General features: G+C 33.3%; 20 protein-coding genes and 1 riboswitch. Of the genes, 19 read left to right on the top strand and 1 reads right to left on the bottom strand.

What is annotated here, in order from left to right; all coding sequences use genetic code 11:
* Window positions 1-52: 52 nt before the first annotated feature.
* The 18 genes from ACYP5M_RS09095 (at window position 53) to ACYP5M_RS09010 (ending at window position 22,649) form a co-directional block, all read left to right on the top strand.
* Window positions 53-1,090, top strand: a complete 1,038-nt coding sequence (locus ACYP5M_RS09095) for a glycosyltransferase (RefSeq protein WP_459734947.1) — start codon at window positions 53-55, stop codon at window positions 1,088-1,090.
* Window positions 1,091-1,124: 34 nt separating this feature from the next.
* Window positions 1,125-2,315 (top strand): O-antigen ligase family protein, encoded by a 1,191-nt coding sequence (locus ACYP5M_RS09090; RefSeq protein WP_459734946.1) that lies wholly within the window; start codon window positions 1,125-1,127, stop codon window positions 2,313-2,315.
* A gap of 326 nt (window positions 2,316-2,641) precedes the next feature.
* Window positions 2,642-3,577: a glycosyltransferase gene (locus ACYP5M_RS09085; protein WP_459734945.1), complete on the top strand. Its 936-nt coding sequence runs from the start codon at window positions 2,642-2,644 to the stop codon at window positions 3,575-3,577.
* Window positions 3,578-3,753: 176 nt separating this feature from the next.
* Window positions 3,754-5,307 (top strand): murein biosynthesis integral membrane protein MurJ, encoded by a 1,554-nt coding sequence (gene murJ / locus ACYP5M_RS09080; RefSeq protein ID WP_459734944.1) that lies wholly within the window; start codon window positions 3,754-3,756, stop codon window positions 5,305-5,307.
* A 140-nt stretch (window positions 5,308-5,447) separates the two neighbouring features.
* Window positions 5,448-6,485 (top strand): UDP-glucose 4-epimerase GalE, encoded by a 1,038-nt coding sequence (galE, locus tag ACYP5M_RS09075; protein WP_459734943.1) that lies wholly within the window; start codon window positions 5,448-5,450, stop codon window positions 6,483-6,485.
* Between the two features lie 363 nt (window positions 6,486-6,848).
* Entirely contained in the window at window positions 6,849-8,780 is a 1,932-nt protein-coding gene (locus ACYP5M_RS09070; protein ID WP_459734942.1) for a glycosyl hydrolase family 28-related protein, read from the top strand.
* Window positions 8,781-9,444: 664 nt separating this feature from the next.
* Window positions 9,445-10,677 carry a nucleotidyltransferase domain-containing protein gene (locus ACYP5M_RS09065; protein WP_459734941.1) on the top strand — a complete coding sequence of 411 codons (1,233 nt, stop codon included), beginning with the start codon at window positions 9,445-9,447 and terminating at the stop codon, window positions 10,675-10,677.
* Window positions 10,678-11,750: 1,073 nt separating this feature from the next.
* The gene (locus ACYP5M_RS09060; RefSeq protein ID WP_459734940.1) at window positions 11,751-13,529 is read left to right on the top strand and encodes a glycosyl hydrolase family 28-related protein; all 1,779 of its coding nucleotides are present in this window, start codon (window positions 11,751-11,753) and stop codon (window positions 13,527-13,529) included.
* A gap of 927 nt (window positions 13,530-14,456) precedes the next feature.
* A complete protein-coding gene (locus ACYP5M_RS09055) occupies window positions 14,457-16,397 on the top strand; it encodes a lasso peptide isopeptide bond-forming cyclase (protein WP_459734939.1) in 1,941 nt (646 codons plus the stop codon).
* A gap of 15 nt (window positions 16,398-16,412) precedes the next feature.
* A complete protein-coding gene (locus ACYP5M_RS09050) occupies window positions 16,413-16,544 on the top strand; it encodes a paeninodin family lasso peptide (protein WP_141489635.1) in 132 nt (43 codons plus the stop codon).
* A 134-nt stretch (window positions 16,545-16,678) separates the two neighbouring features.
* Complete coding sequence (locus ACYP5M_RS09045; RefSeq protein WP_459734938.1) at window positions 16,679-17,620, top strand: HPr kinase/phosphorylase; 942 nt, start codon at window positions 16,679-16,681, stop codon at window positions 17,618-17,620.
* Window positions 17,610-17,894 carry a lasso peptide biosynthesis PqqD family chaperone gene (locus tag ACYP5M_RS09040; RefSeq protein WP_459734937.1) on the top strand — a complete coding sequence of 95 codons (285 nt, stop codon included), beginning with the start codon at window positions 17,610-17,612 and terminating at the stop codon, window positions 17,892-17,894. Before ACYP5M_RS09045 ends, ACYP5M_RS09040 begins: the two co-directional genes overlap by 11 nt.
* A 32-nt stretch (window positions 17,895-17,926) precedes the next feature.
* The gene (locus ACYP5M_RS09035) at window positions 17,927-18,409 is read left to right on the top strand and encodes a lasso peptide biosynthesis B2 protein (protein ID WP_459734936.1); all 483 of its coding nucleotides are present in this window, start codon (window positions 17,927-17,929) and stop codon (window positions 18,407-18,409) included.
* A gap of 194 nt (window positions 18,410-18,603) precedes the next feature.
* Window positions 18,604-20,403: an ABC transporter ATP-binding protein gene (locus ACYP5M_RS09030; RefSeq protein ID WP_459734935.1), complete on the top strand. Its 1,800-nt coding sequence runs from the start codon at window positions 18,604-18,606 to the stop codon at window positions 20,401-20,403.
* A 434-nt stretch (window positions 20,404-20,837) separates the two neighbouring features.
* Window positions 20,838-20,921: riboswitch (cyclic di-GMP riboswitch) on the top strand.
* 18 nt (window positions 20,922-20,939) lie between these two features.
* Window positions 20,940-21,044 carry an anti-repressor SinI family protein gene (locus tag ACYP5M_RS09025; protein WP_459734934.1) on the top strand — a complete coding sequence of 35 codons (105 nt, stop codon included), beginning with the start codon at window positions 20,940-20,942 and terminating at the stop codon, window positions 21,042-21,044.
* A 489-nt stretch (window positions 21,045-21,533) separates the two neighbouring features.
* Window positions 21,534-21,671: a hypothetical protein gene (locus ACYP5M_RS09020; RefSeq protein WP_459734933.1), complete on the top strand. Its 138-nt coding sequence runs from the start codon at window positions 21,534-21,536 to the stop codon at window positions 21,669-21,671.
* A 249-nt stretch (window positions 21,672-21,920) separates the two neighbouring features.
* Window positions 21,921-22,052 carry a hypothetical protein gene (locus tag ACYP5M_RS09015; protein WP_260397978.1) on the top strand — a complete coding sequence of 44 codons (132 nt, stop codon included), beginning with the start codon at window positions 21,921-21,923 and terminating at the stop codon, window positions 22,050-22,052.
* A gap of 360 nt (window positions 22,053-22,412) precedes the next feature.
* Complete coding sequence (locus tag ACYP5M_RS09010; protein WP_459734932.1) at window positions 22,413-22,649, top strand: hypothetical protein; 237 nt, start codon at window positions 22,413-22,415, stop codon at window positions 22,647-22,649.
* A 638-nt stretch (window positions 22,650-23,287) separates the two neighbouring features.
* On the opposite strand, the gene tagU is transcribed toward ACYP5M_RS09010, so the two are convergent.
* Window positions 23,288-24,217 carry a polyisoprenyl-teichoic acid--peptidoglycan teichoic acid transferase TagU gene (gene tagU, locus ACYP5M_RS09005; protein WP_459734931.1) on the bottom strand — a complete coding sequence of 310 codons (930 nt, stop codon included), beginning with the start codon at window positions 24,215-24,217 and terminating at the stop codon, window positions 23,288-23,290.
* Window positions 24,218-24,984: 767 nt separating this feature from the next.
* Here tagU and ACYP5M_RS09000 point away from each other — a divergent pair.
* Window positions 24,985-25,953 (top strand): hypothetical protein, encoded by a 969-nt coding sequence (locus ACYP5M_RS09000; protein ID WP_459734930.1) that lies wholly within the window; start codon window positions 24,985-24,987, stop codon window positions 25,951-25,953.
* Window positions 25,954-25,966 lie beyond the last annotated feature (13 nt).

The following is a 25,966-nucleotide window of genomic DNA, read 5'->3' as shown; positions in this document are numbered from 1 at the left end:
AATATTGAAAGATACTCATTACTCTAATATATAGATCGGATTTGGTGGAATTATGAAAAAAAAGATTTTGCACATTTTAAGTTCCAATAAGTACTCAGGGGCCGAGAATATTGCTACAAGTATAATTACAAACCTAAGTAAACAATTTGTAAGTGCATATACTTCTCCTAATGGACCTATTAAGATTGCTTTGGAAGAACGTGGAGTAACATATCTTCCAATGGAAAATGCTTCAGTCTCTAACATAAAAGAGGTAATAAATCAATGGAAGCCAGATATAATTCATGCACATGACTTTGGCGCTTCAGTAAAATGTGTACTTACTGGTACCAATATACCGATTGTATCTCATATTCACCAAAATCCAAGTTGGTTAAAGAGATTAAATTTTCGTTCAGTACTTTTTTTTATGACATGTTTTAGGATTTCACATATTGTTGCTGTAACATCTGCGATAGTAGACTCTACAATATTTAAATCTTTCTTTAAAAATAAAGTAAGTGTAATAGAAAATACTGTAGATACTAAACGGGTAATTGAAAAATCTAGCATCCCTTGTGATGAATATTATGATATTGCATTTATTGGTCGGCTAGTAGACGTCAAAGATCCATTAAGATTTATAAATATAGTGGAAAAATTAGTTAGAAAAAAACCAGAGATAAAAACTGTAATCATTGGTGAGGGTGTGCTTAAAGATAAGTGTGAGATGGCTATTAAAGAAAAAAATCTAGAAAAGAATATAATTTTAAAAGGGTATTTGTCTAATCCTTACCCTATTCTTTCTAACTCCAGGGTTTTTGTTATGACATCTAAATCAGAAGGTTTACCTATGACAGTAATTGAAGCAATGGTATTGGGGAAACCTGTAATTGTGCCTTTATTAGATGGTATGGACAAAGTGGTGGATTCAACCTGTGGTCTGATTTGTAGAGACGATGATGAATACTTGGAAGGTTTGTTAAAGATATTAGAGGATAATGAAATTTACTTAGCCATGTCCAAAAAGTCTAAACTAAAAGCAGAGAGTATGTTTGATATGACGAAATATTGCCGTGAATTTATTGAGGTCTATAGTAATGTCAAATAACTTTCTCTACAAAAGTAAAAGAATGCAAAATAACATGGAAAATAAATCAGTAAGCATTAAGGGTTCAATATTCTCTAATAAAAGTTTTTTAATTGATTTAGTTATTGTTGGAAGTTTACTTTTAGGAAGTAAAGCACTGAATACTTCATTATTATTCTATATTCTTTTATTGTATATAGTTTTCAAGATTATAGTTAATACATCTCAGTATTCATTCAATATAATTCTTATGCTAATACCTAATTTGGGAATTGCTTTTATACCTGGGATTGCTACACCCTTAGTGAATATAATAATACCAATAGCTGTAATTAAGATGGGGCTTCAATATAAAAGTAAGCATATGAGTTTTGTTTTACTTTCTTTTATATTTATTTTTTATGAATGGCTACATGCTTTTGCATACGACTTATCTACCTCCATATCATTAATAAGTTGGACTTTTTCGATACTATACATTTTTTTATTTATAGGACAGAAATTAGATTATTATCATCCTACAGCAATTAAATATTTTGTGAGTGGAGTATGCATATCAACTCTTTATGGCATTTATGTGGGGTTCTTGAAAAGTAGTTCTTTTTCTAGCTTTAGTCGATTAAGTATGTCTGACCGATTCAGTGGTGGTGCTGGTGATGCTAATTACTATTCTATCTATATTTTAGTAGGATTATTTAGTATGGTCTCGTTAGTTAATAAGAAGACAAAAACTCTCCTAAAAACCATAATGATGATAGTTTTTATTTTTCTCACTTTTTTCGGCTTTACTAGTTTATCGAGAATGTTCATGATAGTATTTTGTTTTGTCATGATTATTTACCTATTAATTGCTGCTTTATCACTTGAGAAATATTCTAGGCATAGAAGGTTTTTGTTTGGTTTGATAGTCATAGCAGCATCTTCTAGTGTATTTTATCTCAATACAATTATAAATAATATAACTCTAATTTTTTCTAGGTTTACTACTTCGAGTGATTTATCGTCACTTACAAGTAATAGAGATGTAATTTTAGAACACTATATTAACTTTCTACTATCTCACCCTGTTCAGATGCTATTTGGTGTTGGGATTCAAAAGTACTATCTTCGAACTGGCCATGATACAAACATCTATGCACATAATATTGTTATGGAATTATTGGTGTCATGGGGGATTATTGGGTCTATCTTGTTTGCTTTTTACGTATGCGTACTGTTTAATATGGAAAAAGTTAATAATTTTTAAAAAAAACCAAGCCTAGTTGTATGGCTTCCATTTCTTTGTATGGCTATTGGTTATATGTCGATTAATGGCATTGAGGTTGAAAGCTTCTATATTCTACTTATATATGTGATAAAAAATGTTTATGCAAAGATTGAATAATTAGTCTCTTTATTATGCCTACATTTAAATGAGATTACAAAAACCTTTATTTATTTATGGGCAACTAAAAAGTGATTTTTTATTCATTTTTAAGGATGTTTATTGTTAATTTTATTCAAATCTTAATTTAGCAGTACTTGATACAAATATATTTGAAGCGACTACCGATACTTAAGGAGGCGAATTTGGTGGATCTGGTTTCTGTAATCATGAGCACATACAATGAGGATGTTGAAATTGTTACTCAGAGTATCGATTCTATTTTAAATCAAACGTACACAAATTTTGAATTTATAATTGTACTTGATAAGCCTGACAATATTAGTTTAAGAGATTTGCTTATTTCATATAAACTTAAAGACAGTAGAATCCAAATATTATTAAATGAAGAAAATATAGGGTTGGTAGGAAGTCTAAACTATGCATTAAGTCATTGCAAAGGAAAATATATAGCAAGAATGGATGCTGACGATATATCATTAAAAGAAAGATTTGAAACTCAAAAAATGTATTTAGAGGAAAATAGTCTGGATTTTGTCTTTTCTAATGTAGTGTACATAGATGAAGATGGAAATCAATTATATGAATCTAGGAAAAATGAGTTAGATTATATACAAGTTAAAAATGCATTAGAAATACTAAATATATCAAACCATCCTACTTGGTTTTTAAAGAAAGAAATTTATAATTCTTTATCTGGGTATAGGGATATTAATTATTGTGAGGATTATGATTTTTCTCTTAGAACTTTAAATTTTGGTTTTAAAATCGGCAAAATTAATAAAAGTACACTATTGTATAGAATAAGAAAAAATAGTATATCCAGATCTAATGCTTTAAATCAATATTTGAATATGCGAGGATTATCAAAATTATATAGCCAAGGAAAAATAGAAAATAATAATGACGTAGAAAAAATGAAATTGGAATCCAAAAAAATAGCTACAAATAGTGAAAACACTAAATTTAATATGGCTTCTTATCGTTTTAATCAAGGACTGGAAATGATTAAAAAAGGTTTCAAAATCAGAGGAGTAATGAACCTTATTAAAAGTGCTTTATTAAGCAAATATTATATATTAAAATTCTATGATTTATACAGATATAAAACTAGAAAAATATAGAAAATCCAAAGGGGTTTGTAAGGACATAAAGTTATGAAACTTAATCGCATGAAATCATATGAATATCATAGATTATTCAGGTAATAAAGGATGAGTACAGTAGGGAAGATATCATTGTAGTACATGCTTTAAGTTCATTGCTGAATTAAAGTGGAATTGGGAGTTTAGAAAATAAAATGTCTAATAAAATAGCAATTACGGCTATAATAATCACATGTATTACTTTGTTTAGCAAAGTTTTAGGATTTTTCCGAGACGTTATTTTGGCTGCTACCTATGGTACGACATATAAGGCAGACGCCTTTATTATGGCACAATCAATAGTCGAGGTAGTGACTAGTGTAGTTATAGTGGCTCTTGGTACTACCTTTATCCCAGTGATGTCGGATTATCTTAATAGTAAATCAAAAGAAGAAACCAATAAGTTTTTAAATGTAGTTTATAATGTTTCTACCTGTGTTTCTTTATTAATCTGTGTGTTGGGAATGGTGTTTACTAAAGAGTTGGTTAGTATATTTGCTCCGAATTTTTCTACAGAAGTCCAAGCATTGACTATTCAACTAACTAGAATAATATTACCATCTATAATACTCATGGTTTTTGTTACATTAAATAATGCCAAATTGCAAAATCATGGTAACTTTTTAATACCCACAGCAATAGGTTTTCCTCAAAATATCATTTTAATTACGGCGATGATATTTTTTACAGACTCCTATGGAATTTATGGGCTTGCTGTTGCAGTATTCGTAGGAACTCTTTTTCAAGTAATAATTCAATTACCATTTACCCGAAAACTTAAGTACCATTTTAAATTTGATTTTGATTTAAAAGAGGATGGCTTACGTCGTATTGGAGTTTTGATTATTCCAATTATTATTGGATCAGGTGTTCAACAAATTAATTGGATAGTGGATCGTATGTTAGCTTCTGGATTACCTGAGGGTAGTATTGCAGCTTTAAATTATTCTAATAGATTGAATGCTTTTATAATTGGCCTGCTCTCTGCAGTAGTTACAACTATTTTTTATACATCAATGTCTAATTATTATTCGCAAGGCAAAGAAAAAGAGTTTAAAGAAATGCTTAGAAAAACAATTAATATTCTGATTATCTTAATTATTCCAGCATCGATAGGATTTTTTGTGCTACGATTACCAATTGTTAAGCTAATCTTTCTTCGAGGTTCGTTTGACATTGAAGCTGCAGAAATGACTGCCTATGCTCTTTATTTTGCTACACTAGGGATGATTGGTTTTTCTCTTCGCGAGGTGATTAGTCGAGCTTTTTATGCAATAAAAGATACAAAAACTGCAATGATAAATGGTTCTATAGCGGTGATAATAAATATTGTTGCCTCGATTATATTGGTACCTTACCTGGGTTTGGGTGGATTGGTGTTAGGAACATCAATATCAGCAATTGTTGGAACTATTTTACTTATGATCAGTTTGCATAAAAAGGTAGGCGATTATGGTTATCGAAATATCTTATTAATATTTACTAAGATACTGATTGTAAGTATAGTGATGGGAATAATTGTTGATTATTGTTATGTGATATTTTATACTGCAACTTCTAACAATATAATTCCTTTATTACTAAGTATTCTGGTAGGTATGGTATTTTATGTGGGAATGATAATCTTGTTAAAAATAGAAGAAGTCGCACTATTAAAGCAGATTATTGTAGTAAGAGTAGGAAGAGTGTTTAAAAAGTTTAAAAACTAAAATACTTTTTCTAGTGGTAGAACTTTGCTTTCAGATGCATGATTTGTGACATTTCTTGCAATAAAGTAAAAAAATAAACAAATTAAGTTGAGTGTATTTTTTGTATTTTATAGATATAAAATAGAAGGAGGAATTGGACATTGGCGATTTTAGTAACTGGAGGAGCTGGTTATATAGGCAGCCATACCTGTGTAGAACTTTTAATAGCAGGGTATGAAATAATAGTGGTTGATAACCTTTCGAACAGTAATATTAATGTACTAAATCGAATAAGGGAGCTAACTAAAAAAGATTTCAAATTTTATGAAGTAGATCTCATTGATAAATCAAGTTTAGAAGACGTTTTTATAGAAAATAGCATTGAGGCTGTCATTCATTTTGCTGGGTTAAAAGCTGTTGGAGAGTCTGTTAAAATCCCTCTTCATTATTATCATAACAATATTACAGGAACACTTATTCTTTGTGAACTAATGGAAAAATATGATATTAAGAAATTAGTGTTTAGTTCGTCTGCCACTGTTTATGGAGTTCCAATAAATGTTCCAATCTCTGAGGATTTTTTACTTAGCGCAACTAACCCTTATGGTAGAACAAAATTAATGATTGAAGAAATCTTGAGGGACCTCTATATTCCGAATAGAGATTGGGATATTGTAATTTTACGTTATTTTAACCCAATAGGTGCTCATCCTAGTGGTCGAATAGGTGAAGATCCAAATGGATTACCTAACAATCTAATGCCATATATAACACAGGTAGGTATAGGGAAACTAAAGGAGTTAAGTGTGTTTGGTAATGATTATCCAACATCTGATGGTACTGGTGTTAGAGATTATATACACGTAGTTGATCTTGCATTAGGTCATTTAAAGGCACTTGAAAAAGTTATGTCAACTTCGGGAATCGATGCTTACAATTTGGGTACAGGAAGAGGATATAGTGTTTTAGAAGTGATCGAAGCATTTGAAAAGGCATCTGGCAAAAAGGTGCCATACACAGTGGTTGAGAGAAGACCAGGGGATATTGCTATATGTTATGCAGATGTAACTAAGGCAAAAAAGGAGTTAGGTTGGGCCGCTACTAGGGCAATAGGAGATATGTGTGTTGATTCTTGGCATTGGCAGATAAAAAATCCTAATGGATATGAAGATTGTAAGCATATTAGCATTATGAATTAGAAGGGTATAAAATTTGGAAATATAGTAGTAAATGCTGGTTCCCTAAAGTAAAGGTAATCAGCATTTTTAATATTAGTTGTGTACTCTTGCACAAGTAACTTAGGCTAATGGTAAAGTTTCTACAGAAAGAGGCCTCCATAATAAAAGTCTAAGAGGTAGTTTATTTCTTTTTTAATTTTTGGAATAGAGACAATTAACAAAGTGTTACTTCTAACCCGAGATATAATTTCATAACCTTTAATGTTAATAAATATGGAGAGGAATAAGAGGTGAAATGAATTATAAAGGTAAATACAAAATTTTTACAGTACATAATCATGTAGTTTTTAACAGTTAAATTAGAGTTTAGGAAGAGGTGATAAAGTGGGCCGTAGAAATTTTTTGAGAGACTTATTACTTTGGATATTAGCTTTCTTTTTTGGTTACACAATTAATGAAGAAGGTGGTAGGATACTTAACCAACAGGATGGAGCTGAATATGGAAAAAAACTTTCAGACAAAGTAAAAAATTTAATAGTTACTTCAAGTGATCATGGTAAAAAAATAGATAATATATCTAAAAAAACAGAAGGTATAATTCATGTAAAGGAGTTTGGGGCAAAGGGCGATGGAGAAACAGATGATACAACCGCTATTAATAATGCCATTGAATATTGTTTTAAGAACAAAAAAACGTTAAATTTCGGAAGCGGGTCTTACTTGTACGATAAGAAAACAACTTGGTATATCAATGGAGAATTTAATGGACATTTTATTGATTGGATTGGAAAGGGAGCACGAATCATTTTTAAAAGGCTAGATATTGCATATATAGCCTTTTATAAAATGGAATATGTTCATATAGTGGGAATAGATTTTGAGGGACCTGCCGCAGTTGGAGGCTCACCGAATCAAAACGCTGTGGGGATAGCTGTTTATTCAACCAAACGATTAATAGTTAACCGCTGTTCCTTTATAAATTTTATCGGTGATGGATTATTAATATCTTCGGAGCAAATCGACAATCGTAAACTATCTTCTCAAAATATAAAGGTTCAAAATTGTTACTTTAGTAATAATGGTCGTGGTGGTTTAACGGTAGTTGGCTGTGTGTCGGGGGTGATTGAAAATAATCATTTCGGAGCGGAGAGGCTTATGCTTGCACCAGTTGTTGGTGAAGTTCTTCATGTAGAATCAGATCCTAACTCAAGATATGGTGTAGAGGGATTAACTATTTGTTATAACTTGATTTATAACGCTGTTAATTTAACTAATTCAACTTGGACAGATGGGTATTTTGGAGAAAAAGATACCTGGATTAACTTTCACCATAATAAGGTAATTGTTGATGACGACCTTTATGGAATCATTTCGGCTGGAGGAAACATCAAAATTATTGATAATGAAATAGATGTCACTCGAATTACAACGGCGGATGATTTGGGAATAGGTGCCCTGTTTCTCAAATGTAATTCTGCAATAATTGAGAGAAATACAATTAAAACAAAAGGAAAAGGGACCCTTATTTCAGTTTACAATTGGACCCACGACAATAAAGGCAAAGTTATTTTTCGTGAAAATAATTACACCGCAAGTCATTGTTCGTATATTTATCGTTTCTTTAAAGATAATGGTGTTACATTCTCAGAAAACCATAAAATCGTTAAAATTCAAAATGAGGATTATATAGGAATAACAAATGCTAATTGGTTGCTGTCAGCGCCACAATCTGGTGGAAATGCACTGAAATATTTTTTGGAAGGAATAATGTGGACACATCAAAATGGAATGGAATTTAAAAATACAACCAAAAATCATATTTTGTATTTAAGAGATTGTATAATTGATTGTAAAGAATCTCTTATTTCATGGAATAACGTTGGAACAGCAATTAAGGTTTATTATCAAAATTGTAATATGTTGGGAAATGCTGCCTCCAATATTCCTACGTACCCTATTGATTTAACTGTTGTATATAAAATATCAGGAAAAATAAGTAACATGGATATTAAATATCCATCCAGCATTATTGGAAGAAAGAATACACTAACGAAAATCTCCAAGGGTAAATATAAATGGGATACATTCACACTTGAAGACTTATATAATTACACATTCTCTGCTCAAATTCTGCTCAATTCTAAAGAAACAGGATTTTACAACTTATCTTTTCAGCACCCTAGCAATGATAAAGGGATGCTAACAATTGAAATAAAAAATGAATTAAATTTATTAGCTGATCTACCAGATAACAGCAGAATTCAAATTGTTGGAAAAAATTTAAGTGAAAATGCAATTTCAGTTGTTGCTTCTTAAAGTTTTATTATTAAGTTTAGAATCTTAAATTAATCATTTATACTTTCATTCTTAAATATAAATGTTTAAAATGAAATATGTTTCCCTAATTGGACCATTCGGTTCTCTATATAGGAATGGAAACTTCTGTTTTCTGAAATCTATTACCTTAGATGACTTACTTGTTACAGTGTCTAATATATGGTATAGGTTATAATAAAAGTCTTCCTTAATAAGGTAAATGTGAAGGTTAATAAGGGACATGTATAGGAGGATATAAAAATTGTGGGGAAGAAGTTATGAATTACAAAATCTCCCCTCCATTGATAAAGAATATTTTCTAATTTTGGAGTTTTCTGATCTCTTAATAGGTTGATTTTGCAATGAACTATTTTTATTACTGAACTTTATTTAGAAATTAAAAAAATTGATAATTCTCGATTTGTTTACCATAGTTTTGGAGCTAATAAGAAGAGATAGAGAATTTATCCCTATGATTAGGGTATTAAAAATGAAATTAACATTTCGTATCATACTAAAAAATCTAGTTCTTCTACTAAAATAATGGACAAATGATTATCCATGCAAAGTTACTTTACGGTTTTCACTATAATTAGTTTAATAAAGTTTTATGCATGTATATAAAACCTTATTAAACTAGTAAATTACATTAAAGGAGAGGAATATGGATTACAACTACAATCTCGATTTGTCTTCTCTACCTAAAGAATTAAGATTATTACTTGAAATTGTGAGAGCAGAAAATAATGATGAAATTACAACCTCACTAAAAGAATTACTGGTAGGTATAGATTGGGGATTTTTTTTAGAATTAGCAAGGCATCATCGTGTTTATCCTTTAATTTACTCAAAGTTAAGTAAATTAGAAGAAAAAATGATTCCAGATAATATTATTGAAATCTTGTTCCAAGACTATAAAAAAAATACGTTTCAGATGCTTAAATTATGCGGAGAAATGGAACGATTAGGTAAGGTTTTCTCAGAACAGCAAATACGTGTACTTTTTTTGAAAGGTCCGGCAATTGCTGCTGACATTTACGGAGATATTTCTCTAAGAACTTCCAAGGATTTAGATATAATAATACCATTAACCGATTTAAAAAGGGCAGAAGAACTTTTATTGAATTTTGGATATGTAAAAAAAGAAGAATTTCCAGCGATATTTAACGAGTGGCAATGGCTTAATCATCACAAAACATACTTTCATCCCCTAATGGGAATAGAAATTGAAATTCATTGGAGACTACATCCTTACCCTTCAAAAGAACCAAGCTTTAATGAATTATGGGAACGAAAAAGGACTAGTATTCTGACAAGCACTCCTATCTATTTTTTAGGAAAACAAGATTTATTTTTATTCCTTGTTGTACATGGGGCTAGACATGGTTGGTTTCGTCTTCGATGGTTGGTAGACATTGACCTAATAATAAGAAAAGGATTTATTACTGGAAAAAATCAGTTAGGATTAAATATTTATCAACATTCTCATATAATAGGACAAGCATTTATATTAACCTCTCAACTCTTAAAATCTCCAATCAATAGTGAGATGTATTTATTAACAGTAGGAAAACGTTCAAGAAGGCTAGCAAAATTGACGATACGATATATTATAGAAATGGGACAGTTACATATCAACAAGGCTACAGATGTTCCTGGTAAAAAGTATAAGTATAATCCAATTTCAACACTTTTTTATTTTAAAAATTCAATTTTCTTTGATCGAGTTCTGTTTTCAATGATGAGTAGCTTTCAAAAATGCTTCTTTATTATTAGATTTTTATATCCAAAACCTATTGATGCTATGACATTAAGGTTGCCTAAACCATTACATCTATTATATTTTCCGTTACGTCCTTTTTTATGGGTATGGAGAAAGTCAAGGAAACCAATTTAGCACAAAGGGTAAAGATATTGCAAACCTATATTCGCAAAAAAATAGTTTCTTATAGTGAATTTGATAAATAATCCATATTTTTTCTTTTATTAAAATTTACTTTTCATTATTTTCTTCAGAATACTATAAAGATACTTTGGAAGGGGGAATCTCCTGTCAAAGTATCTTTTTTACGATTTTATAAGTGACGAATGATAATGGAAATAGACATATATGAAGATTACTTAAAAGTCTAACAATACTCTAGAAGCTGAAGATAAGTAATTGTTTCCCCATTAAAAAGTAGCTATGGGAAGCTGGGACCTGAATTAGAACAATCAATAAAACTATAATATATAAACTAAAGAGAAAAAGAATAATTTACTAGTTCATACGTGAAGTTTTTATAATCTGGCAATTATTGTATTTATTTTATGAAAAAAATAGTGACTTAATAAAACAGGTCAGAGTGAATTTAAAAAACGGGATGCTCTGGAAATTTGCAGAATTTCTTTAGTAATTTATTAATTTCGTTCGCATTTTAAATATTTGAAGGTATTGATGATGACTGTTTTTTTAAACTCCCTCTTTTAGATATTTTTAAATTATATAATAGAAGTCTTTGACTGTTTACTTTGCCTAAATAGCCCCAGGCTTAAGGATTTCTTACCTATTTCATAAACTGAATGACACTTACTGCATGGTACCTATCAACTTTAACTCCATTGCTCACTCTCCAATACCACTTAAATCTTTATCCCATTAATATTAATTTTAATTCATTACTAAACAATTAATTTTATGACTTTGAGGTGGTAACAAAAATTATAATAACTCATATACTATATTAGATCATATTACCTATAATGAGACCTTCTTAGATTTCTTTCATCAATTAGAAAGGTACTTTTAAACTATGTATATAAATTTTGATTGATTATTAAGGGAATAAATAATGCTTTTTATTTCCTTCTGACCATTAGATCTGAAAGATTATTAAGCTGGTAAGTTATATTCTATATTTTATTTTGAAAAGTTTTATAAAGGAAGTGAATTATAGTGTTTATTAATGATGGGGGGGGGCTTCTAATTCCATGGAAAATAATAATCTTGAAGTGGAAATGGGAGAATTATCAATTAGGCCAGAAAGCATAAGGTTAAAAGATTTTGGTGCAGTTGGTGACGGAGTAACAGATGATACAAACGCTATTAACAGTGCCATTAGCTTTGCATTTAATAATAAAAAAGCATTAGACTTCGAAAGCGGGACTTACCTATATGACCGAGCGACAACCCTTTTTATGGATGGAGCCTTTGATGGAAGGTTCATAGACTGGGTTGGAAAAAGTGCTACAGTTTTATTTAAAAGATTAGATATTGCTTATATTTCATTTTTTAAAATGGAATATATAAATATAGTCGGCATAAATTTTGAGGGGCCAGGAGAAGTAGGTGTTTCTCCAAATCAAAATGCAATAGGCATTGGTGTATACTCAACAAAACGATTATATGTTGTAAACTGTTCCTTTACAAAGTTTGTTGGAGATGGACTATTCATTTCATCTGAGCAAGTAAATGATAGAAATAAATCTACGCAAAGTATGCTTGTCCAGAACTGCTACTTTAATAATAATGGCCGTGGAGGGCTAACTGCCGTTGGTTGTGTATCTGGAAATATTACTAACAATCATTTTGGAGGAACTAAACTATTATTAGCTCCAATAATAGGTGATGTACTTCATGTTGAGTCAGATCCCAGTAAACGATATGCAATAGATAGTCTAAGTATTAGTAATAATTTAATTTATGGTACCGTTAACCTAAGTAATTGGGGATGGCAGACTGGGTGGATAGGAGATAAGGATACATGGATGAGTTTCCATAATAATAAAGTGGTTATAGAGGATGACCAGTATGCTATTATCTCTACAGGTGGAAACCTGAAGATAATAGATAATGAAATTGAAATTACTAGAATTACTCCTGAAGATGATTTAGGTATAGGAGCTATATTTATAAAATGTAATTCAGCCATTATTGAAAGAAATACCATTAAGACAACAGGAAAAGGTACTATTATCTCAATTTATAACTGGACACATGATAATAAAGGGAAAATTATCATTAAGGAAAATATCTACATTACAAATAGATGTTCTTATGTGTATCGTTTTTATAAAGACTCAGGAACTAAATTCTCTAACTACCACAATATTGTTAAAATAATTAACGAAAATTATTTAGATGTCAAAATTGGTAACTGGCTATTTTCTGCAGCACAATCCGGTGGAAGTGCTTTAAAATATTATTTAGAAGGTTTAACTTGGACTCAGTCGAACGGAATGGAAGTTAAAAACCCAAAACACAATCAGATGGTTTATTTAAGAGATTGTTTGATTCTTACTTCTTCCTCAATATTAACATGGGATAAATCGGGTATGGCAATAAAAGTTTATCATGAAAATTGTAGATTATCTGGAAGTTTCACTGAAGGTATTAGGCCATTCCCTATTAATATAAATGCAGTTTTCAAAATTAGCTCAAATGGAAATGGGGAGGGGGATAGTGCATATACCACAAATATTTTTGGACGAGTAAATACAATTTCCAAAATAAGTACTGGTAAGTATGAGTGGGACTCCTTTACTAAAGGAGAATTATACAACTACACTTTCGCAGTACAACTTTTATTAGAAAGTGATGATAATGAAACCTATTTTTTGAATTTAAAAAGTGTTATGAGTGATGGTGAAAAGCTATTGTTTGAAGTGAAAAAAGAGAACAATTCCTTAGCTGATTTACCTATAAATACTCGAATACTTATTTCGGGAAGAATGTTAAACAATTCTGCAATTTCTGGGTTGGCAACGTAACTTTCATCTAGCATTTTAAATTGTTCATTGCCATTAATTAGGATGATTATTTGAATGATTTTTCTATGATTGCTTAGAAGTTCCTCGTAGCAGCTGCTTGGTTTTGGGTATGTCAAAAAAATGAGTTCCTCTCACCACATATACGGTTTCTTGGATTCTTACCAAGAGACTCGTATATTTTGTGGTGAATCAGGTATTCTAAGTTCCTCTTGTCCAATGACTTGAAGAAAATTATGGTTTAGACAGCCAAGAGGTAAAATGAATAAATGTAAAACTCACTAAGCCGGGGATTGGTTAACTATAGAAAAATTAAATATTTAAAATGGTTCCCAATGTAAGTATAGTCTAAAAACTTTTCGAAAAGATCAATTAGCCTTTCCTATTTTTTTACAATGTGTCTTTCCACCTCATTATTACTTAATAAGTTGATGATGATTATCCCCGAAATATATGAATTCATTTTAAAAAAATATTTTTCAAAGGTTGTTTTCTCCCTTAGTAGTTCCACTTTCTTTAACTTCCTTTCTAAATAAATATTGCAATTTAATCAACTTTGATACGAGTATTAGTGAAAACCTATATTGAATTTATATAACTAGTGGTGTCTTAAATTATTGACATAGGCCTAAAAAGATGGTAAATTTAGCTTATATAATTCGTTATAGAGAACAAAGAGTTCTTAACATAGCACGATGTTTATTTTTTTTTTTTTTTTCACAAATAGTTATGGAAGTAGCTTGTTGGGATAAGGAAAGGATGAAAAATATGCCACTTATATATATGAAAGAAATATGGACACCCTTAAAATTAGTGGGGGTGAAATTTTTTAAATCAGATGATAGAAGTATTTTCATTAAAGTTTTTAATCAACATCGAAGGAAGCTATTGTAATAATCATTTACATAACAAAACGAGCAGGGGGAAAACATGAGTGCTATAACCGGTATTTATCATTTAAATGAAGAGCCTGTAGATCTCAAGCAATGCCGCAATTTAATGACAGCATTACAAAAGTACCCTGCGGATTCTATTCAAATATGGCATTCAGAAAAGGTTTTTCTCGGTTGTCACGCTCAATGGATTACTCCTGAATCTGTAGGTGAACAACTCCCGTTTTACGATTTTGAAAGGCGATGTACAATCACTGCGGATGCTATTATTGATAATCGTAAAGATTTATTTCAGGTGTTGCAAGTAAAACCATTAGATCAAAAAGGCATGACGGATAGTGAACTGATTCTACTTTCATACTATAAGTGGGGTGAAGATGCTCCCAAATTCTTAGTAGGGGATTTTGCTTTTGTCATTTGGGACGAAAAGAAACAGAAGTTGTTTGGGGCAAGGGATTTTTCAGGAAGCAGAACCCTTTATTATCACCAAAACTATCAGAAATTTGCCTTTTGCACGACTATGGATCCGCTTTTGTCATTACCTTTTATTGAAAAAAGGTTGAATGAGCAGTGGCTTGCTGAGTATTTGGCCGTATCGGGAATGATTGATGCAGTAGATTCTTCATTAACGCCGTATACAACCATAAGTCAGATACCACCCTCTCATAGTTTAACAATAGAGAATAATAGGGTGACTTTAAAACGATATTCCTTTTTAACTCAAGGGGATAAGTTAAAACTTAAATCTAATGAAGATTACATCGAAGCATTTCAAGGTGTATTCCAGGAGGCTGTTAAATCTAGATTAAGGACACATCGAAAAGTTGGTGCCCAGTTAAGTGGTGGGCTGGATTCTGGGGCTGTTGTTGGCTTTGCTGTGAATAAATTGCAGCGGGAAAGCACTGCACTACATACATATAGTTATATTCCTCCCGAAGATTTCAAGGATTTTACTCCTAAATACTTATTGGCTGATGAGCGGCCTTTCATCAAATCGACGGTAGGACATGTTGGTGGCATTATTGATCATTATTGTGACTTTAAGGGGAAAGACTCCTATTCTGAAATGGAAGACTTTCTCGACATCATGGAGATGCCATATAAGTTTTTTGAAAATTCTTTCTGGTTGAAAGGGATGTTTGAAAAAGCGAATGAGGATGACATAGGTGTTTTACTTAATGGAGATAGAGGGAACTTTTCAATTTCCTGGGGATTCCCCTTGGAGTATTACTCCCTTCTATTAAAAAGGCTAAAGTGGGTTCTATTATATCAAGAGTTGGAACAATATAGGAGTAATGTTGGCGGATCTAGATTGCGAAAGGTGAAAACCATTGCAAGAATCGGCTTTCCAATCATTGATCGGATCTTTCCGGAAGGTGTGCCATATAAAATTCCTTCATTAATCAATCCAAGATTTGCAGAAGGAACAGGGGTATATGACAGATTTAAAGAATTCGGCATGGATGAAACAGGCTGGTATTCGAAATCTGATATTTTTAATGAAAGAAAAAAACATTTTGAAGATATCTTTCAGTGGAATGCAGGGAATACGCTTTCCACAAAGCTCTCCTTACGATACAAGTTGTGGAAGCGAGATCCGACGAATGATATCCGAGTTATTCGCTTTTGTTTATCACTCCCGGAAAGTCAATATGTACAGAATGGGATGGATCGTGCCCTGATTCGAAATGCTACATTGAATGTCTTACCCGATAAAGTAAGGCTAAATCAACGGTACAGGGGTGTGCAAGGTGCTGATTGGGTTCACCGTATGCTTCCTAAATGGGGTGAATTCATAGAGGAGATTGAGCAGCTGAGCACAGATGATAAAGCCCTGGAATTCCTGGATGGACAAGCGATAAAGAATGCCTTAGTAACGGTTAAAAAAGGAACGGAACCCGAACTTGCTACAAACCCTGACCATAAATTCCTAATGCGAAGTTTAATCGTGTATCGATTTTTAAAACGATTCAATTAAAAGGAGGTGAATACTATGAAAAAGGAATGGAAAAAGCCTGAATTAGAAGTTCTTGATGTTAATCAAACAATGCTTGGAACAGATGGTGATTACACAGATGCTGCATTTCCAGCAGGCACTCCTAAAGGTGACATAACTTTTAGTTAAACTTTTTACGCAATAAAGTCTGTTAGGTTCCCCTAAGCCCCTATTTATCCAGTTAATAGGGGTATGACTTCAAGAATAATAAAGTATTAAACATTAGACCTGTCTAGACGTTATTTATGTTCGGGGGTATTTATATGATTGGTATTAAAACAAGGACAGTTTATGAAGCATATGGTTTAACCGTCTCAAGTGATATAGCTTTGCCTGAATTGCTTCCTATTAATATAGTGGATGATAAAACGGATATTGTTATTGAAAAAGCGGATCTACATACATTATGGTCTGAGCATTCAGTTCCTGATGATGATTTTGTCATTAAGAAAGACTGGATTATGTTCCATGTTTCCAGGACGGCCATTTTCCTGATCCAAGGCGGAAATAGAATAAAATTTTGTCCAATTGATGCGGCACAAGAGGATGAGATTCGTCTTTATATCCTCGGAACATGCATGGGTGCCATTTTGATGCAAAGAAAAATCCTTCCTATACACGGAAGTGCGGTAGCCATAGATGGAAAGGCATATGCAATTGTTGGTGATTCTGGGGCTGGGAAATCCACTCTTGCTTCAGCTTTTTTAAAAAGGGGCTATAAGCTCATGAGTGATGATGTCATACCAGTAACACTAAATGATGAAAATGTACCAATTGTAACACCTTCATATCCACAACAAAAATTATGGCTGGAAAGCTTAAATCATTTTGAAATGGATTCAAATAATTATCAGCCACTCATTGTTAGAGAAGATAAATTCGCTGTTCCTGTTCAAGAACAGTTTATTACCGAACAACTCCCGCTCGCTGGTGTTTTTGAATTGATCAAGGGAGAAAATAACGAGATAGATATTACGCCTATACCATCTCTTCAAAGATTTTATAAATTGTATCATCATACATACCGTAATTTTTTTATCCAAAAATCTGGGTTGATGGACTGGCACTTTAATACTTCTGCCAAAATGATTAAGAAAATCGAGTTTTTCCAATTACGTAGACCAACGAATCGCTTCACGGCGCCACACTTATCGGAAATTATTTTAAATGTTTTAAAAAGGGAGGAAAAAGTTCATGATTACTAAACAACTTGATACGAAATATAGCCAAAGTCCAGGGAACATAGTAAGTGATATGGATGGGGAAAAAGTAATGTTAAGTGTTTCTAACGGTAAATATTATAATTTAGGTGAACTAGGCGGGGAAATATGGGAGTTAATGAAGGAGCCCATCACGATTCAAGAGTTAGTAACAACATTACAGTCACAATACAATGTCCATCAAACCGATTGTCAGTCACATGTCACTGACTTTTTAAGTCAATTGCTAGAACAAGGTTTAGTTAGCATCCATTCCTAGTATCATGAATCTTTAGTCTAGGAGGCTAAAAAATGAACATCGTAAAGAAAGCTCAGACTTTTCTTAAATTAAACTTCAAGACAAAGCTGCTGTATATCGAGGCCTTTATACATTTAGGCAAGGCCCGTTATCTTAAAAGCATTTCCTTTTCAAAAGTTGCCCCAACACTTGGTGAACAGATGAAAGAGTCATCATATGAGTTGATTGCAGCGGATAAAGAGATTTTAGCAAATGTTTCACGGGCTATAAATATTATGAGCCGCTACACCATATGGGAAAGCCAGTGTCTTGTAAAGGCAATGGCGGCTATGAAGATGCTGGAAAAACGAGAAATTGATAGCACTCTTTATTTAGGTACAGCCAAAGATGAGAATGGAGGGCTCATTGCACATGCTTGGCTACGCAGTGGACCTTTTTACATAACGGGAGCAGAAGTGATGGATAGGTTCACTGTTGTTTCTAAGTTCTCTAAAAAGAACAGGGGTGGAAGTCTGAAAGAACAAGAGTCTGGTTAATCTGATAACATTCAATTTGAACAAAATAAACCCTCCAAGGTTTATCCAGGAGTCCACGCGTCACCACCCCACCCATACTATCTTCAATGTGAATAATAATCTTAGAACCTAATACCTTTCCTTCCATTTTCGCGCTTTATCACTAGTAACATGAAGGAAAACGATCAAATATGGCCTGAATGGAGGATATGGTTATGAAGCATCTTTTACTTTTTACGAAACGAATACATGATTTTTCAGGAAAAATACTATATATCAATCTTATTTGTATGATTTTAATAGGTTTTTTAGAAGGCGTAGGAATTTTCTTGTTGATCCCTCTGATTGGATTGACCGGTATAATGGATATAAAAACGGATGAAGTTCCTTTCTTAAGCTGGGTTAATGGATTATTCATAGGAATTCCGGAAACGGTAAGTCTTTTAATAATACTTGGCGCTTATGTGATATTAATGGTGGGACAAAGTGTATTTAAGCGGAATCAAACTATCTTGGGAGTGAAAATCCAACAAGGTTTTGTTAGAAAGTTAAGGGATGAGGCGTATGGCAGTCTGCTGCAAGTCAATTGGGGATTTTACTTAAAAAAGAGGAAATCCGATATTATCAACATCATGACAAATGAAACCTTCAATGTAAGTGCAGGGATAAATTTATTTTTACAATTTATATCCTCTCTTATATTTACTTTCATTCAAATCGGTATAGCTTTTTATTTATCTGTTCCAATGACAAGTTTTATAATAGCTTTTGGGATCATTCTTATTTTTTCTTCCCGGAAGTTTGTAAAAAAGTCTCAGTCTATTGGAAAGGAAACCTTTCAGCTAACACAAACATATTTAGCGGGCATGACTGATCACCTTAACGGAATGAAAGATATCAAAAGTAATTCACTAGAGGAATCACATTTGAATTGGTTTCTTTCCTTAAGTAAAAGAATAGAAAAAAATAGAATCAAGTTAACGACTTTAAATACTACCTCCCAGATGATTTTCAAAATTGTATCTTCAGTCTTAATTGCGATCTTCGTCTTTTTTTCGATAAAGATGTTCATGGCCCAGCCAGCACAATTAATGCTGATAATGGTTATTTTTTCAAGGTTATGGCCAAGGTTTACAAGCATTCAATCCAATTTAGAGCAAATAGGATCTACGCTTCCGTCTTTTAAAGCATTGTCCGATTTACAAAACGAATGTAGAGATGCAAGAGAATTATATGAATCTGATTATAAAAATATCATGCCTATTGAAATTAAACGAGGGCTGGATTGCCGTAATGTTTTTTTTAGTTATGATCAAAATGAGAGCACTTATGCCCTTAAAAATATAAGCCTACACATCCCCTCTAACCGTATGACGGCTATTGTCGGCCGATCGGGTGCCGGAAAAAGCACATTAATAGATATATTAATGGGGTTGAATCATCCTAATAGGGGCGAAGTCAGAATAGATGATAGTCCCCTTACTAATGACCGATTATTATCACTGCGGAGGTCCATAAGTTATATCCCGCAAGATCCATATCTCTTTAATGCAACAATAAGGGAAAATTTGCTGATCATTGACCCTGATGCAAGTGATGAATTCATATGGGAATCTTTGGATTTCGCTGCAGCTGCTGATTTTGTCAGTAAACTTCCACAAGGTTTGGATACACTCATCGGAGATCGAGGTGTGCGACTGTCTGGAGGAGAAAGGCAACGGTTAGTGTTAGCCAGAGCAATTTTACGCAAACCGGCCATCCTGGTATTGGATGAAGCCACAAGTGCATTGGATACGGAGAACGAAGCAAAGATTCAATCCGCTATTGAACGATTAAAAGGAAAAATGACCATCATCGTAATAGCTCATCGATTATCGACGATTCGCAATGCCGACCAAGTACTGGTCATGGATCAGGGAGAAATCATTCAGGTCGGTGAATATAACCAATTAGCGAATGAAAAAAGAGGGATGTTTAGCAATTTATTAGGTATCCAAATGGAATCAAGAGTATAAATTGGAAGTTCACGACAGTCAGGTTACAACCATTTTATGGTTTGTAATGCTGGCTTTTTTCTTAGGGGAGATAAATTAATAATGAATGACTTAGCCTACTTAATTCGAAAAAATACTTTTTTAGAATAGTAAATAATAAATTGTTATAGCGATTATATCTCTGCTTTTTAGAAAATTGTTTTAAAGAAATCGCATTCTACCAGTATTTTTACATTATAATGTCACTTTTTGATGAATTGTGTTGAAAAATGACATAAAAAAACGAATAGTATTAAGAGCTATTATTACGTTTTTAAGTATAATTAACATTAATATAGTTTTAATTAAGGGGAAATTTTTTTAGGGCATAATGGTTCACTTGGACAAGGGAATCGAAAGAGTTTTTCAAGATATTTATTAAACTTGAAAGAGTAATAAAAACTAATGTGAAATATTCTTGAGAAAGGCAAACCTATTGAAAAGTAGGGACGCAAAATTACAGGTCTAAGGCTAATTGCTAAGACGGCTGTGTTACCACAAGTTGGGTGGGATTTATCATGGAAGCTAACAATGAACGGGAAGAATGGTTTCATCTAATTTTGGAGGCTAAAAATCTAGGATTATCTATTGAAGATGTGCGGGAGTTCATCAAAGGAAAATGAAAAAATACGTTAGGGAAGGCTGTTATACAGTCTTCTTTTTTTGTTTTTTTTTCGTAAAAAAGTATCTGAAATAAAGAACAAGGGGACAATATTAAAAATGCAACCTAAATGAGAGGGATTTTATTATGGATGTACCTTGTACTTTTATAAGGGGATTAATATGGGGAACTTTATTCTGTGTACCGTTATGGTTATCATTTTGCGGTTGGATAAAAATAATAATGAATTTTATAAAGTAAGCGCTTAATAAATTTAGATATTAAAATGATACCTAGGCAGGATTTAACAGAATGATCATAGAATTTAGTTAAAGTACATAATACGTTAGTCGTTAAATTCTACAGATTTAAGAAATATTACCTATAAAAAACAGTTAATAATACTTAAATATTTTGGTTATGTGCCGATACTACATATAGAGATTAAGCAAAGGGACTTCGCAAAAGGCGATGTCAGATAGCTGCCATCAAAATAGAAGGAGATTATTTGATGACAAAAAACAGGTTCATTACGTTCGAGGAAGTTTATGAAAAGAAACAAAGAAGCAAGAAAATTTTTATTGGGACTTATATTACCATTACATTAGTTTTAATTGCATTAATGACATATTTTATGGGACAAGCATAATATGGGGTTTCGAAGGGCTGAGGAATCGGTCCTTTTTTTGTTTTCTTATATCCTCACGTATTTACCTAAAACATACTAGTGTTCATTCCAAAGGGATATTTCAGAAATGTTAAAATTGGGTAAATTTTTGGTTTTTAAACTAGTTCCTACTTGCCAATCGCTACTATATATGTGATTATAAAAGAGCTATATTCCTTATTTTTGAAAAAAATTGGGACAACTTATGAGATTGTGGAGTGGAAATTTTAAATGGATTTTTTTGATATTTTAAAAGACACTTTTGCCAAGGGTGAGTCTGGACAAGATGTTACTGTAAATGAACTTGTGGAAGAGATTAAGGAGAAATTAAGCGGGATTATTGAACAACCTGAAAGAATATGATCCGTAGATACTTCTTCCCGGGCTTATTGACGTTGGGTGTTGTTTGGTGCAGTTTTGTATAGAATGTTATTCTATCGTTTTCAGGGGCTCTTATATGTTGCCTTTTTAGTGCAGATGATCTGCATCAAAAACTAACCGGTGGCCGTGTCCCTTTGTGGATGTTATCACGGACACGTTTGGCGGTTTGCTAGGAATCTTCTTTTCTCTTTTCTGGTATCGAAGAAGAAAGCGTCAATGAATTTAAGAAATCATTTCCGTTACATATACTAAAGGAGCATGTTTAAAACATGCTTCTTTTTTATCGTTTTCATTTATATATAAATGAATGATAACCTGTGAGGGTGATGAGTATGAGGAGAATTGACGGCTATTCTCGGGGTGTTAGCTGCAGGAGTTAGTATCATTCTTTTTTTTCAAGCGGTTCAAAAAGCGAGTGATGAAAGTGAGGCGGAGTTCGGGAAGTCCTGGGATTTGTTAAGCTCTAAAATAAAGCTTCGATTTCCGAATCGTGCAGATTATGTGCAAAATCGGTCACATGTATTTTTACAGCATATGAATGTGAAGTCCTTTCAATATGATTTGCAGGCCGATACTTAAGAATGTGAAGAACTGGATTCTGGATAAGGTTGGAGGGCAGCATAAAACGGCCTATGAAATTCCAGTTACACAGGTCTTCAATTCTCGCATTAGGGTGTTTATCTTGAACAAGATAGCTATGTTTTCACAGAAAAAGGCGAAAGCTGTTTGTTATGGGATTATTCGGTTTAAATAGGTTCCTCTCCTTTTTCAGGCTCGAGTTCGTTTTATTGAAAAGGGAGAGGCAATGCTCTCATGTATTGCCGAAAAGAGCTACTTCTCATGAAACATATTTCATTCTTGATCGATCACTGATGGCTTTCAGAATAAACATTTTGTCCTGTTTGCTTAGCATAGCCCAGCTGCCTGCTTTGATTTTCATACAAATCCACTCCTTTGGTTTAGGATTATTTATTATGGTTGATGAATGACGGTTGATGGAATTCCGGGTCCAGTGAATGATAGTGTCAAGTGATTATAGGGGCAAGGGGAAGATGGAATTGTCAGCTCATATTAGATTATACCGTCTTTTAGTGCCTAATAAACAACAAAAATTCCAACAAATCTCTACAATTGGTGTTCGTTTTTTGTCAGAATATTGGACGGGGAAAATGAAAAAGCTGTCAGGATGCGGGTCCGGACAGCTCTTTCACTTTTTCTTATTTTATGGATAATTGTTCTTTTAATTCGGATTGAACCTTTTCTTTTTCTTCATCCGACACGATATTATAGTAGACTCCGTCGATTTTCGTTCCATTTCCTGGAATGGTTGCTTGCGTTATGCTTTTGCTTGCATCTCTGTAGTTCTTTTGGATGTCCATCATGTCATCAAACGTCAAATTCGTCTGGATATTATTACCAAGTGCAGCGAAGACTTCATCGTATTTCGTCAATGATGAAAGGCTAGCGCCTTCCTTGATGACAGCCTCGATGATAGAACGTTGTCTGGATTGACGGCCATAATCACCATTCGGATCATCATACCTCATTTGTGAATATTTAAGCGCATCTTCTCCATTTAGATTAATACTTCCCTTTGCAAAATGGACGCCTTCATAAGTGAAATCCAGATCGTTTTGCACAGTCACACCGCCGACTGCGTCAACGATATCCTTAAAGCCTTCCATATTGATCTTCATATAATAGTCGATTGGGATATCAAGGAAGTTTTCAACGGTATCCATGGACATTTTCGCGCCGCCGAAGGCAAATGCATGGTTGATTTTATCCTGTGTTCCATGACCGACGATTTCGGTCCGTGTATCACGCGGAATGCTTAGCATTTTGACCGATTTCTTTTGCGGATTGACCGTCAAGACGATCATTGTATCTGAGCGGCCTTTGTCGCCATCACGCTCATCGACACCGAGCATGAGCATCGAGAATGGCTCCTGGTCTGATAGTGCAAGGTCCTTAGTTCGTTTATCGGTGGTACGGTCTATTGGTGTATGCATCGTGTCAACGGTTTTTGTCAGTGAATTCCATATGGAATAGGCAAAGGCTCCCCCAGCTAATATGAATAGCAGGACAATTACCCCGACTACCTTCAGCCATGTCCGTTTCTTTTTCTTCTTTTTTTCATGTCTCATATTTTACTTCCTTCCTCTTTTTGTAACCACTTCATCTATTATATTTAATTTCATAATAAAAGAATAGTATATTTTGCTACTTTATAATACCTTTGACATATTTGGAAGCCAATAAAAGGTTATTGTTATGACATGAAAGTTTAATAGGTTTTTATAATTGGTTTGAATTTTTTTGAATTGAATGCTGATATAGCAGGGGTTTAAAGCTATGACGTTGTAGCAGCACGGCTATATAAAAGTCTGGATTTCATCTAGGTAAATAGTCGTGGAATTTATGAAGGGTAGGCTGTTTTGAAAACGGTGAGTTCCAGCTACCTTTTCAATTCCCGGTAGGGGAAGGACGGTATCCGCCGCTGATCGAGGCAGCTCCGCAAAATGTTTCAGCTGAGCAGTATGTGGAGCTATATACAGAATCAGAAAAAAATCACCAGTTATTCTGTGATGTAAACGAAGTTATAGTTTGGCAAGCTGCATGAACCGTGACAAAATCCAGGCAAAAGAAAGCTCCTGTGTAGCCATTTCATTCTATATAGAAATATGTTGATGTAACTCCGGAAAAAATTCCCGAGTTTTTTTATTAAAAAGTAAGGCCCTTTATTAAAAGTTGAATAGAATGGAAAAAGTGATTTTTCAAAAGGGAATTTCTAGGCGTACGACGATTTCCCACAAAATGGGTGATAAGCAGAGTCCGTATTGGAAAGCAGGCGCATATATATGCAGTACGGATATCATTAAAGTATAAATAACTATTGGAGGCTAAAGGAAAAATGGCAGAGACTGTTGGTTTACCGTACCTTGATGCTTTAACAGGAAAACCGGTGAGGGTGTTTAAAGGCGGGCCTGATTCTAGAGAAGGCAGGCTTATAGGAGTATTAAGCGATTATATCGTTTTACAAACAGGGAAAGATGAACAAACTCAACTTGTGTATTACGCAAGGGATCATTTGAAAATAGTTGTCGCGAATGCGAAAAAGTCACAAGTCGATTTATTGGCCGAGGAAGAAGAAACAGTATATCCGACCAGTTTTTTAGGAGTGCTGTCAACACTTCAAACTAGCTGCATTCAAGTGAATGGCGGCGGTCCGGGATCTAAAGTTGGCCGGGTTGTAGATGTGAAAGATGAATTTTTAGTTTTATCCACGGAGAAGGATGGGCTTGTTTTATACCCGATTTCCCATATTAAAAGTGTAACAGTGATCGAAGAATCAGACGAACAATTATTGCCTGAATTTGTTTATAACGGAACCGATACACTTAATGGCCTTCTGACTCGCGTAGTCCACAACTGGGTATCCGTTTTCGCTGGTGGACCTGAGAGGGTTGAGGGCATCCTGATGGAAGTGGCTGATACGTACCTTATCGTTGTGCATAATCAAGAATTATTTTATGTGCCAACTGATCATGTCCAATTCGTTGCCTTAACTGTGAGGGTAGAGGAAGAAGCTGAAGAGGAGACAGATGAAAATTCCGAAGATGGAGGTTCGTCGGACGGAGGTGCATCAAACGCGAATTCAGCAAATGGAAATTCAGCAAACGGAAGTAGAAAGGATGAAAGCAGTTCATTAGAAGAGAGCAGTTCTTCATATGAAAGCTCTTCAAGCTCAAGCTCATATGAAAGCTCTTCAAGCTCAAGCTCAGATGAAAGATTAGGAAGACGCAGAAGTCCTCGTGCAAATGCATTCAAGCAAATTTGGATTGAGAACTTAATCAAAGCTTCAAATCAAAATATTCGGTAAAGAAATACCAAAC

This window comes from Peribacillus sp. N1, assembly GCF_054600815.1.
This window is presented reverse-complemented; position numbering and strand designations above follow the sequence as displayed.

What these genes read in the sequence shown, in the direction of transcription:
- ACYP5M_RS09055 (WP_459734939.1), top strand. Translation starts at nt 14,457, where the DNA reads ATGAGTGCTATAACCGGTATTTATCATTTAAATGAAGAGCCTGTAGAT.
- ACYP5M_RS09040 (WP_459734937.1), top strand. Translation starts at nt 17,610, where the DNA reads ATGATTACTAAACAACTTGATACGAAATATAGCCAAAGTCCAGGGAAC.
- ACYP5M_RS09000 (WP_459734930.1), top strand. Translation starts at nt 24,985, where the DNA reads ATGGCAGAGACTGTTGGTTTACCGTACCTTGATGCTTTAACAGGAAAA.
- ACYP5M_RS09015 (WP_260397978.1), top strand. Translation starts at nt 21,921, where the DNA reads ATGGATTTTTTTGATATTTTAAAAGACACTTTTGCCAAGGGTGAGTCT.
- ACYP5M_RS09060 (WP_459734940.1), top strand. Translation starts at nt 11,751, where the DNA reads ATGGAAAATAATAATCTTGAAGTGGAAATGGGAGAATTATCAATTAGG.
- ACYP5M_RS09020 (WP_459734933.1), top strand. Translation starts at nt 21,534, where the DNA reads ATGACAAAAAACAGGTTCATTACGTTCGAGGAAGTTTATGAAAAGAAA.
- murJ (WP_459734944.1), top strand. Translation starts at nt 3,754, where the DNA reads ATGTCTAATAAAATAGCAATTACGGCTATAATAATCACATGTATTACT.
- ACYP5M_RS09030 (WP_459734935.1), top strand. Translation starts at nt 18,604, where the DNA reads ATGAAGCATCTTTTACTTTTTACGAAACGAATACATGATTTTTCAGGA.
- ACYP5M_RS09025 (WP_459734934.1), top strand. Translation starts at nt 20,940, where the DNA reads ATGGAAGCTAACAATGAACGGGAAGAATGGTTTCATCTAATTTTGGAG.
- ACYP5M_RS09095 (WP_459734947.1), top strand. Translation starts at nt 53, where the DNA reads ATGAAAAAAAAGATTTTGCACATTTTAAGTTCCAATAAGTACTCAGGG.
- ACYP5M_RS09065 (WP_459734941.1), top strand. Translation starts at nt 9,445, where the DNA reads ATGGATTACAACTACAATCTCGATTTGTCTTCTCTACCTAAAGAATTA.
- ACYP5M_RS09050 (WP_141489635.1), top strand. Translation starts at nt 16,413, where the DNA reads ATGAAAAAGGAATGGAAAAAGCCTGAATTAGAAGTTCTTGATGTTAAT.
- tagU (WP_459734931.1), bottom strand. Translation starts at nt 24,217, where the DNA reads ATGAGACATGAAAAAAAGAAGAAAAAGAAACGGACATGGCTGAAGGTA.
- ACYP5M_RS09090 (WP_459734946.1), top strand. Translation starts at nt 1,125, where the DNA reads ATGGAAAATAAATCAGTAAGCATTAAGGGTTCAATATTCTCTAATAAA.
- ACYP5M_RS09035 (WP_459734936.1), top strand. Translation starts at nt 17,927, where the DNA reads ATGAACATCGTAAAGAAAGCTCAGACTTTTCTTAAATTAAACTTCAAG.
- ACYP5M_RS09045 (WP_459734938.1), top strand. Translation starts at nt 16,679, where the DNA reads ATGATTGGTATTAAAACAAGGACAGTTTATGAAGCATATGGTTTAACC.